The sequence below is a fragment of the Micromonospora sp. NPDC051924 genome (genome assembly GCF_055586005.1).
On record NZ_JBVJJA010000002.1, the window covers coordinates 254,839 to 264,119 of the forward strand.

A 9,281-nucleotide genomic window follows, 5' to 3' on the forward strand; every position below is an offset into this window, starting at 1 on the left:
CTCCCCCTTTCCGCCGTCAGCTGGTGAAGATCGACTTCTTCTGGTTCTCGACGCTGGTCAGCAGCCCGCTGATGTCCTTCGGGTTCTTGATGAACTGCTGCAGCGCCGGGATGATCACCGTGGAGGCGAAGTCCGGCCGGGTGTCCCGGTCGAGGAACTGGGCGATCTCGGTGGCCGAGCCGACCAGCTCGGCGGCCTTCTTCTGCAGCGCCGTGTAGCCGCTGGTGTCCGCGCCGGTGTTGGCGACCAGGGTGCTCGGGTCGTTCTTGACCGTGATGTTCGCGGCGTCCTTGGAGCCGAGGTATTCCAGCAGCTTCTTGGCGTTGGCCGCGGACTTCGGCTTGCGGGCCATCATGTAGCCGTCGATCGGGGCGTCGAGCGCCTTCGCGCCGATCGTCGAGTCGACCTCGGGGAAGGTGAAGAAGTCCAGGTCGTCCTGCTCGTCGTTGTTGAACTGCTGGGCGACGAAGAGGCCGAGCAGGTACATGCCGCTCTTCTTCTGCTGGAGCGACTGGGCGGCCTCCTGCCAGGTCCGGCCGAGCGAGTCGGGCTGGTGGATGGGGAGCAGTCCGGCCCAGGTGTCGAAGACCTTCTTGACCTTGTCGGAGGTCCACGCCTCCTTGCCGGCCATCAGGTCGACGTGGAACTGGTAGCCGTTGATCCGCAGGTTGAGGATGTCGAAGGTGCCCATCGCCGGCCAGCCGTCCTTGTCGCCGAAGGCGATCGGGGTGAGGCCGTCCTTCTTCATCTGCGCGCCGAGGGTGTTCAGGTCGTCGAGCGTCTTCGGCACCTGGTAGCCGTGCTGCTGCCAGACCGACTTGCGGTAGAAGACCGCCCACGGGTAGTAGGACGCCGGCACGAAGTACTGCTTGCCGTCGTCGCCGGTCGACGCCTTCTTGAACGCGTCGGAGTAGCCGGAGAGCTTGCCCCAGACGTCGCTGACGTCGCCGGCCAGGCCCTTGGCGGCGAAGAACCGCATCCGGTAGCCGGCGAACCAGGTGAACACGTCGTCCGGCTTGCCCTGCAGGTAGTTGTTGATGTTCTCCTGGAACGTGTTGTGGTCGACGGTGTTGATGTTGACCGTGACCCCGGACGACGTCTTGAAGCCGTCCATCACCTTGGCGATGACGTCCTTCGGCTTCGGGTCCGACTGGTTCGAGCCGAGCGACACGGTCTTGGAGTCGCCGCCGGAGCCGGAGTCGGAGCCGCAGCCGGCGAGCAGTCCCGTGCCGAGCAGCGCGCCCGCGCCGGCCGCGCCGGCGAGCAGCGAGCGGCGGTTCAGGCCGGCGACGGACGGGGGTACGAGTCGGGCGAGGTACTCGGCTTGCGAGCGGGGACGGGACATTGTGCCTCCTGCGTGGAAGAGGTGCGCTGCGCCCAAGGGCCGTGATGGGTGGCGGGGATCGGTGTTCGTGCCGGCAGCGGTAGATCCACCGTGAATCCACATGTCCGAACACAAACAGCCGGTGGCGGTTGAAGCTACCCCTTGGTTCCGTGCTGTCAAGAGGGCGGACGGACAGCGATAACCCAGTTGTGACATTGGCTCGACGGCGGTAATCGTTGGAACCTCGGTCGATGTTGGAAAGTGTTGACTTGAGTGCCGTTCGGGGGCACGCTCTGCTCTCATGCGGAACTGGCACGGCGAGAGCATCTGGTACGGCGCCGACTACAACCCGGAGCAGTGGCCCGAGGAGACCTGGGCCGAGGACGTCGCGCTGATGCGCCGGGCCGGGGTCAACCTGGTCTCGGTCGGGATCTTCTCCTGGGCCCTGCTGGAACCCGCCCCCGCGCGTTTCGAGTTCGGCTGGCTGGACCGGGCGCTGGACCTGCTGCACGACGGCGGGATCAGCGTCGACCTGGCCACCGCCACCGCCAGCCCGCCACCGTGGCTGGCCCACCGCCACCCCGAGACGCTGCCCCGCCGCGCCGACGGGACCGTGCTCTGGCCCGGCGGGCGGCAGGCGTACTGCCCCAGCTCGCCCGTCTTCCGGGAGCGCTCGCTGGCCCTGGTCGAGGCCGTCGCCGGCCGGTACGCCGACCACCCGGCCGTGGTGATGTGGCACGTTTCCAACGAACTGGGCTGCCACAACGTGCACTGCTACTGCGACGTCAGCGCCGAGGCGTTCCGCCGCTGGCTGCGCGACCGCTACGGCGACCTGGACACGCTCAACGCCGCCTGGGGCACCGCGTTCTGGAGCCAGCGCTACCACGACTGGGCCGAGATCAACCCGCCGCGGACCGCGCCGACCTTCGCCAACCCCACCCAGCAGCTGGACTTCCTACGCTTCTCCTCGGACGAGCAGCGCGCCCAACTGCGCGCCGAGCGGGAGCTGCTGACCCGGCTCGCCCCGCAGCCGGTCACCACGAACTTCATGATCGGCACTGGCGTCAAGTACCTCGACTACCACTCGTGGGCGGCCGACGTGGACCTGGTCGCCAACGACCACTACCTCACCGCCGCCGACCCGCGGCCGCAGGTCAACCTGGCCCTCGCGGCCGACCACAGCCGGGGCGTGGCCGGCGGCGCGCCGTGGCTGCTGATGGAGCACTCCACCAGCGCGGTCAACTGGCAGCCGCGCAACGTTGCCAAGACCCCCGGCCAGTTGCGCCGCAACAGCCTCGCGCACGTGGCGCGTGGCGCCGACGGGGTGCTCTTCTTCCAGTGGCGGGCCTCCCGCGCCGGCGCGGAGAAGTTCCACTCCGCGCTGGTCCCGCACGCCGGACCGGAGACCAAGGTCTACCGCGAGGTCTGCCGGCTCGGCGCCGACCTCAAGGCCCTGGCCGAGGTACGCGGCAGCCGCGTCGACGCCGAGGTGGCGATCCTCTTCGACTACGAGGCCTGGTGGGGCGCGGAGCTCGACTCCCACCCGAGCGTCGACGTCACCTACCTCGACCGGCTCGCCGCCCTGCACGGCGCGCTCTGGCGGGCCGGGGTCACCGCCGACGTGGTGCACCCGGCCACCGACCTGTCCGGTTACCGGCTCGTCCTGGTGCCCACCCTCTATCTGGCCCGCGACGCCGATGCCGACGCCCTGCGCCGGTACGTGGCGACCGGCGGAACGGCGCTGGTGACGTACTTCAGCGGCATCGTCGACGAGCACGACCACATCCGGCTCGGCGGCTACCCGGGCGCGTACCGGGAGCTGCTCGGGGTGCGCACCGAGGAGTTCTTCCCGCTGCGGCAGGGTGAGCGGGTCCGGCTCGACGACGGCGCGAGTGCCGACGTGTGGACCGAGTTGCTGCACGCCGAGGGCGCGGAGGTGCTCGCCTCGTACGCCGACGGGCCGCTGCCCGGGGTGCCCGCGCTGACCCGGCACCCGGTCGGCGCCGGCGCCGCCTGGTACGTCGGCACCCGGCTCGACGACGCGGCCACCGACCGGCTGGTCGCCCGGCTGCTCGCGGAGGCCGGCGTACGCCCGCCGGTGTCCGCACCGGCCGGGGTGGAGGTGGTCCGCCGCCGGGCCGACGACGGGCGCACCTGGCTCTTCGTCATCAACCACACCGACGCCGAGGCCCGCCTCGCCGTCGCCGGCGCCGAACTGCTCGGCGGTGGCCGGTGCGCGGGCGAGCTGGTCGTGCCGGCGGGCGAGGTGGCGGTGGTCCGCGAGGAGGAGGTCTGATGCTCGCCCAGCAACGGCAGAGCGCCATCCTGGAGCTGATCCGCCAGCGTGGCGGCGTCCGGGTCAGCCACCTGGTCAGCCGGTTCGGCGTCTCCGACATGACCATCCGACGGGACCTCGAGGTGCTCGCCGAACGCGGCCTGGTCGACAAGGTCCACGGGGGAGCGACGCTGGCCGGCCCGGGCTCGGCCGACGAGCCGGGCTTCGCCGCCAAGTCGATCCGGCAGCAGGCCGAGAAGCGGGCCATCGCCGAGCGGGCCGCCGGGCTGGTCGAGCCCGGCATGGCCATCGCGCTCTCCGCCGGCACCACCACCGCCGCCCTCGCCGGCCGGCTGGCCGACGTCCGCGGCCTCACCGTGGTCACCAACTCGATCCCGGTGGCCGACGTGCTCTACCAGAGCCCGCGCCCGGACCAGACGGTCGTGCTCACCGGCGGCATCCGTACGCCGTCGGATGCGCTGACCGGGCCGGTGGCCGAGGCGGCGATCGGCGCACTCAACGTCGACCTGCTCTTCCTCGGCGTGCACGGGATGAGCCCGCGTACCGGCTTCACCACCCCCAACCTGCTGGAGGCGGCGGTCAACAAGCGGCTGATCGGCGCCGCCCGGCGGCTCGTCGTGCTCGCCGACCACACCAAGTGGGAGACCATCGGCATCGCCACCATCGCCCCGCTGGAGGAGGCGGACGTCCTGATCACCGACGGCGGCCTGCCACCCGAGGGGCGCCGCCAGATCGGCGAACAGGTCGGCGAACTCATCGTCGTCGACACCGACTGAGTCGCTCACAGACACTTCACAGCTGCCCAGGTTAGGGTCCCCTTTGTGGCCCCGCGCGCTCCACGGTGGAGCGTGCCGACGGTGGAAGCGGGAGTGCCGATGGTCTTCAAGAAGATGCTGAGCGCGTTCGGCGTGGGCGGCCCGAGCGTCGACACGGTCCTGACCAACCCCAACACCCGGCCCGGCCTGGCCCTCGACGGGCACGTGAACCTGATCGGCGGCGACGCGCCGGCCAGCATCGAGCACATCGCCGTCGGCCTGGTCACTCGGGTGGAGATCGAGGGTGGTGACTCCGAGTACGCCGGCATCATGGAGTTCCACCGGATGCCGGTCAGCGGGCCGTTCGAGCTGGCCCCGAAGCAGCAGTTGTCCATCCCGTTCCAGCTCCCGGTGCCGTGGGAGACCCCGGTGACCGACGTGTACGGCCAGCGGCTGCACGGCATGACGATGGGGCTGCGCACCGAGCTGGCGGTGGCCCGGGCGGTGGACAAGAGCGACCTGGACCAGGTGGCGGTGCACCCGTTGCCGATCCACGAGCGGATCCTCGACGCCTTCCAGGCGCTCGGCTTCCGGTTCAAGCACGCCGACCTGGAGCGCGGACACATTCAGGGGGTGCAGCAGACGCTGCCGTTCTACCAGGAGATCGAGTTCTTCGCCGCGCCGCAGTACGCCCAGGTCATCAACGAGGTCGAGCTGACCTTCGTGACCAGCCAGCGGGGCGTCGACGTGATCCTGGAGTGCGACAAGCGGGGCGGCTTCCTCAGCGCCGGCCACGACGTCTTCGGCCGCTACGCCGTGCCGCACACCGACGCCGACCGCGCCGACTGGGTCCAGGTGGTGGACGGCTGGCTGCGGGAGACCACCTCCCGCTACGGCAACCTGCGCGCCCACGGCTTCGGCGCCCCGCACGGCCATCACGGCCGGCACGGCTCGGGGATGGGCGGCATGGTGGCCGGCGCCGCGCTGGGCGTCGCCGGCGGCCTGGTCGCCGGCGAGCTGATCGAGGACGCGTTCGAGGGCGACTTCGGGGACTTCGGCGGCGACTTCGAGTAGGCACGGCACGATGACGGTGGCCCCGGGACCTACCCCGGGGCCACCGTTCGTGCTTGTGCTCCGGCCGGGTCAGCGTCGTGCCCGGCGCTCCGCTCCGGAACGGCGGGCGGTGCCGGCCTTGGACAGGCCACGGCTCAGCAGGTAGGCGCCGGTCAGGACGGTGAGGTACCACCACGCCATGTTCGGGTTGTTGATGTTCAGCCCGTTGGCGGCCGGACCGCGCCAGAACGCGGCGATCGCCACGATCACGACAGCGGCGGCGTACACCCAGAACTCGGTGGTGAGGAACGCCTGCTTGGTCTCGGTGCCCGGCGCCGGCATGCCCTCCCGGTGTCCGTCGTACGCCATCGGCATCGGACGGGTCGGGGCTTCCTGCATGGCCGCCCGGTTCTGGACGTCGGGCGCCGGCCGGTTCATCGGCCTGGTGGATGCAGCCTGCGTGCTCATCTGGTCCTCCTCAGGATTTGATGAGTCGTTCCCTGCACTCCCTCGCCCCGCTACCGCGTTTCGGCCACGGCACGGTTCGCGTTCATGGCGGGGGCACCCCCCCGTCTACCCCGGGGCTCTGGCGAGGTAACGCCGACCCTCGGCCGAATAGGAGCGGCGCCGGGCCGGGAGCGGGAACCGGACAGCCGGGCACGGACGGGACGCCCGGCGGGCGGCCGGCCGGGGTCCGGTTTGGGTCGCCGGCCGTCGGGCACGCATGGCAGATCCCGAGACAGCTGCGAGGTGGTTGACGTGCGTGAGGACGACATGCGGCAGGACGCCGCCCGCCGGGCCGAGGACCGGGTCGCCGGTGGGGTGTACGGCGAGGGCGCGCTCGATGAGGTCACCGTGCCGCAGACCGACGTGACGCGGGTGATCCAGGAGGAGGACCCGGACGACCCGGCGCACACCCGGGTGGACCCGAACGTCCTCCGCGACGGGGGGCCGACCCGCGGTCAGGGCGCGGTCACCACGACCGGGGGGACCGCCGGCCCGGCCAGCGCGCGCCGGATCGCCCGCCAGCCGGAACGGCACCCGGGCAAGGTGGCGCCGACCACCACCGGCGACGCCACCACCGGCGGCCTGAGCACCCCGGCCGGCGGCTCGACCAGCGACGCCTCGGCGAGCGGCAGCCAGGTCGGCAACTTCACCGACGAGGAGCCGAACCCGGGTTGATCATGAGGTTGGCGGCACTCGTGGAGATCGAGATCGCCGTCAACCTCATGATCGACCGCAACTGCGGGCGGGGTCAGGCGGTGCGGAGGATGCCGAGGCGCTGGGTGGCGCGGGTGAGGGCGACGTAGAGGTCGCTGTGGCCGCGCGGGGACTCCGCGACGATCCGGTCGGGCTCGACCACCAGCACCGAGTCGAACTCCAGACCCTTGGCCTGCTCGGTGGTGAGCACCACCACCCGGTTCGCCAGCTCGGGCTGCTCGCCGACGGCGGCCTCGGGCAGCGCGGTGACGACCGCCGCCCCCAGCTCGGCCACCCGTCCACCGGGCACGATCACCCCGAGCCGCCCGTCGGCCAGGCCGGCCGCCTCGCGCGCCGTCGTCTCGACCAGCTCCGCGTCGAGCCGGTCCGCCGCGACGGTACGGTCCCACGGCGGCACGCCGCTGGCGCGTACCGAGCGGGGCGGGCGCAACGCCGGGTCGATCTCGGTGAGCACGTCCGCGGCGACCGCCATGATCTCGGCCGGGGTGCGGTAGCTGACGGTCAGCTCCTCCAGCCGCCACCGGTCCGCCACGTACGGCTCCAGGGCCTCGGACCAGGACGGCGTGCCGGAGAGCGCGCCGGTCTGCGCCACGTCCCCGACGATGGTCATCGACCGGCTCGGGCAGCGCCGCATCAGCAGCCGCCACGCCATCGGCGACAGCTCCTGCGCCTCGTCGACGATGACGTGCCCGAACGCCCAGCTCCGGTCGGCGGCGGCCCGCTGCGCGGTGGTCAGCCGCTCGGCGTCCTCCTGCCGCTCCGAGAGCCGGTCGGCGTCGATCAGGTCGGTGACGCCGAGGATCTCACCGCCGTCGGCCTCGTCCTCCACGTCGATGGAGCGGGAACCGCGCCAGATCTCCAGCACGCCCTCGGCGTACTCGCGCTCCAGGGCGCGCAGCCGCTCGCGGCGGGCGACGGCGGCCCGCTCGTCCTCGCCGAGCAGTTCCGCCGCCTCGTCCAGCAGCGGCACGTCGGCCGGCGTCCAGCCGCCCGGCTCCCGGTGCAGCGACGCCCGCTCGCCGGCGGTGAGCATCGGCGCGGCGGCGGCGATCCGATCCGGCGCGGCGTACAGATCGGCGAGCAGGCGCTGCGGGGTGAGCACCGGCCACAGCTCGTCCAGCGTGGCCCGGACCTCGGGCTCCTCGCGCAGCTCCCGGCGGATCTCCGCGACGTCGGCCTCGGCGAGCAGGTTCTCCCCGCCGAGCGGGTCCGCGCCGATCCGCTCGGCGACCTGGGCGGCGAGCGCGTGCACGATCTCGATGTCGAACAGCGCCCGGGCCAGGTTGTGCGGACGCTGCGAGCGCCGGGCCCGCTCGCGGGCCTGCCGGACCACCTCCGGGTCCAGGGTGAGGAGTTCCTGCTGCGGCAGCTCGATCTCCAGCGGCTCGTCCGGCACCCACTGCCGGTCCCGGACGGCGTTGGCCAGCACCTCGGCCATGACCGCGCGCCCCTTCAGCGCCGCGGTCCCGGCCGGCTCGGTGCGCCGGGCGCTCACCCCGGGGAAGAGGTCCGCCTGGGTACGCAGCAGCACACCGGTCTCGGCCAGCGCCGGGAGCACCTGGGAGATGTAGCGCAGGAAGGTGGCGTTCGGGCCGACCAGCAGCACGCCCCGGGTGGAGAGCTGCTCCCGGTGGGTGTAGAGCAGGTACGCGGCCCGGTGCAGCGCCACCGCGGTCTTGCCGGTGCCGGGGCCGCCCTGCACCACCATGACGCCCGGCAGCTCGGCCCGGATGATCCGGTCCTGCTCGGCCTGGATGGTCTCGACGATGTCCCGCATCCGGCCGGTACGCCCGGCGTTCAGCGCGGCGAGCAGCGACGCCTCGCCGGTCAGCTCCTCGTGGGCGGTGGGGGAGGCGGTGGCGATGTCCAGCACCTCGTCGTTGAGCCCGACGACCTTCCGCTCCCGGGTACGCAGGTGCCGGCGTCGGCGTACGCCCTGCGGGTTGGCGGCGGTGGCCAGGTAGAACGCCCGGGCGGCCGGCGCGCGCCAGTCCATCAGCAGCGGGTCGTAGTCGCCGTCGGTGTCGAAGATGCCGATCCGGCCGATGTAGCGGCGGGCGCCGTCGTCGCCGTCGAGCCGGCCGAAGCAGAGCCCGCTCTCCACCGCGGAGAACCGCTCGACCTGCTCGGCGTACATCCCGACGGCCGAGTCGCGCTGGGAGCGGGCCTGCAACGTGCCGCCGGTGGTGCGCAGCTCCTCGGTGAGCCGGCGGGCGGCCTGCTCCCGCATGCCGTCCAGCCGGTCGTAGAGCATCGAGACGTACTCCTGCTCGCGACCGATCTCGTCGTCCTGGTGCAGCTCACCCGATACGTCGGAGTGCGTTGACAAGCCGGCTCCTCAATTGCTAAAATCAGCGCAGGAATGGCCTTTATCGCCATTCCTTTTTGTGTTTGAACTGAGAAAGATAGCGCGTGGCCCACCGCTGGACCAAGCTTGCCCGGTCGTCCGCCGTCACGTCACATCCGCCGCGCCGCGCGCCCCACGACAGTATCGGGGGGACGGGGGGGGGGGGGGGGGGGGGGGGGGGGGGGGGGGGGAGGGGCCGGGGGGGGGGGGGGGGACCCCGCGGCCACCACGGCCCCCCGCCCCACACGTAGCATCCGACTCGCCGGGCGCTCCCGGCCCCCACGC

General features: G+C 72.2%; 7 protein-coding genes. 4 read left to right on the forward strand and 3 right to left on the reverse strand.

The window, feature by feature from the left end; genetic code table 11:
- Positions 1 to 16 precede the first annotated feature (16 nt).
- Positions 17 to 1,345 (reverse strand): ABC transporter substrate-binding protein, encoded by a 1,329-nt coding sequence (locus ACZ6S5_RS02570; protein WP_465996955.1) that lies wholly within the window; start codon positions 1,343 to 1,345, stop codon positions 17 to 19.
- Positions 1,346 to 1,625: 280 nt separating this feature from the next.
- Between ACZ6S5_RS02570 and ACZ6S5_RS02575 the strand changes: the two genes are divergently transcribed.
- The 3 genes from ACZ6S5_RS02575 (at position 1,626) to ACZ6S5_RS02585 (ending at position 5,449) form a co-directional block, all read left to right on the forward strand.
- A complete protein-coding gene (locus ACZ6S5_RS02575) occupies positions 1,626 to 3,620 on the forward strand; it encodes a beta-galactosidase (RefSeq protein WP_465996957.1) in 1,995 nt (664 codons plus the stop codon).
- Positions 3,620 to 4,396 (forward strand): DeoR/GlpR family DNA-binding transcription regulator, encoded by a 777-nt coding sequence (locus ACZ6S5_RS02580; RefSeq protein WP_465996959.1) that lies wholly within the window; start codon positions 3,620 to 3,622, stop codon positions 4,394 to 4,396. The genes ACZ6S5_RS02575 and ACZ6S5_RS02580 overlap by 1 nt, the downstream gene beginning before the upstream one ends.
- Before the next feature lie 99 nt (positions 4,397 to 4,495).
- Positions 4,496 to 5,449, forward strand: coding sequence for a sporulation protein (locus ACZ6S5_RS02585; RefSeq protein ID WP_465996961.1), 954 nt, complete (start codon positions 4,496 to 4,498; stop codon positions 5,447 to 5,449).
- A 69-nt stretch (positions 5,450 to 5,518) separates the two neighbouring features.
- On the opposite strand, the gene ACZ6S5_RS02590 is transcribed toward ACZ6S5_RS02585, so the two are convergent.
- Positions 5,519 to 5,896, reverse strand: coding sequence for a hypothetical protein (locus tag ACZ6S5_RS02590; protein WP_465996963.1), 378 nt, complete (start codon positions 5,894 to 5,896; stop codon positions 5,519 to 5,521).
- A 291-nt stretch (positions 5,897 to 6,187) separates the two neighbouring features.
- On the opposite strand from ACZ6S5_RS02590, the gene ACZ6S5_RS02595 reads away from it, so the two are divergent.
- Positions 6,188 to 6,610 (forward strand): hypothetical protein, encoded by a 423-nt coding sequence (locus ACZ6S5_RS02595; protein WP_465996965.1) that lies wholly within the window; start codon positions 6,188 to 6,190, stop codon positions 6,608 to 6,610.
- A 73-nt stretch (positions 6,611 to 6,683) separates the two neighbouring features.
- On the opposite strand, the gene ACZ6S5_RS02600 is transcribed toward ACZ6S5_RS02595, so the two are convergent.
- Positions 6,684 to 8,903, reverse strand: a complete 2,220-nt coding sequence (locus ACZ6S5_RS02600; protein ID WP_465996990.1) for a HelD family protein — start codon at positions 8,901 to 8,903, stop codon at positions 6,684 to 6,686.
- Positions 8,904 to 9,281 lie beyond the last annotated feature (378 nt).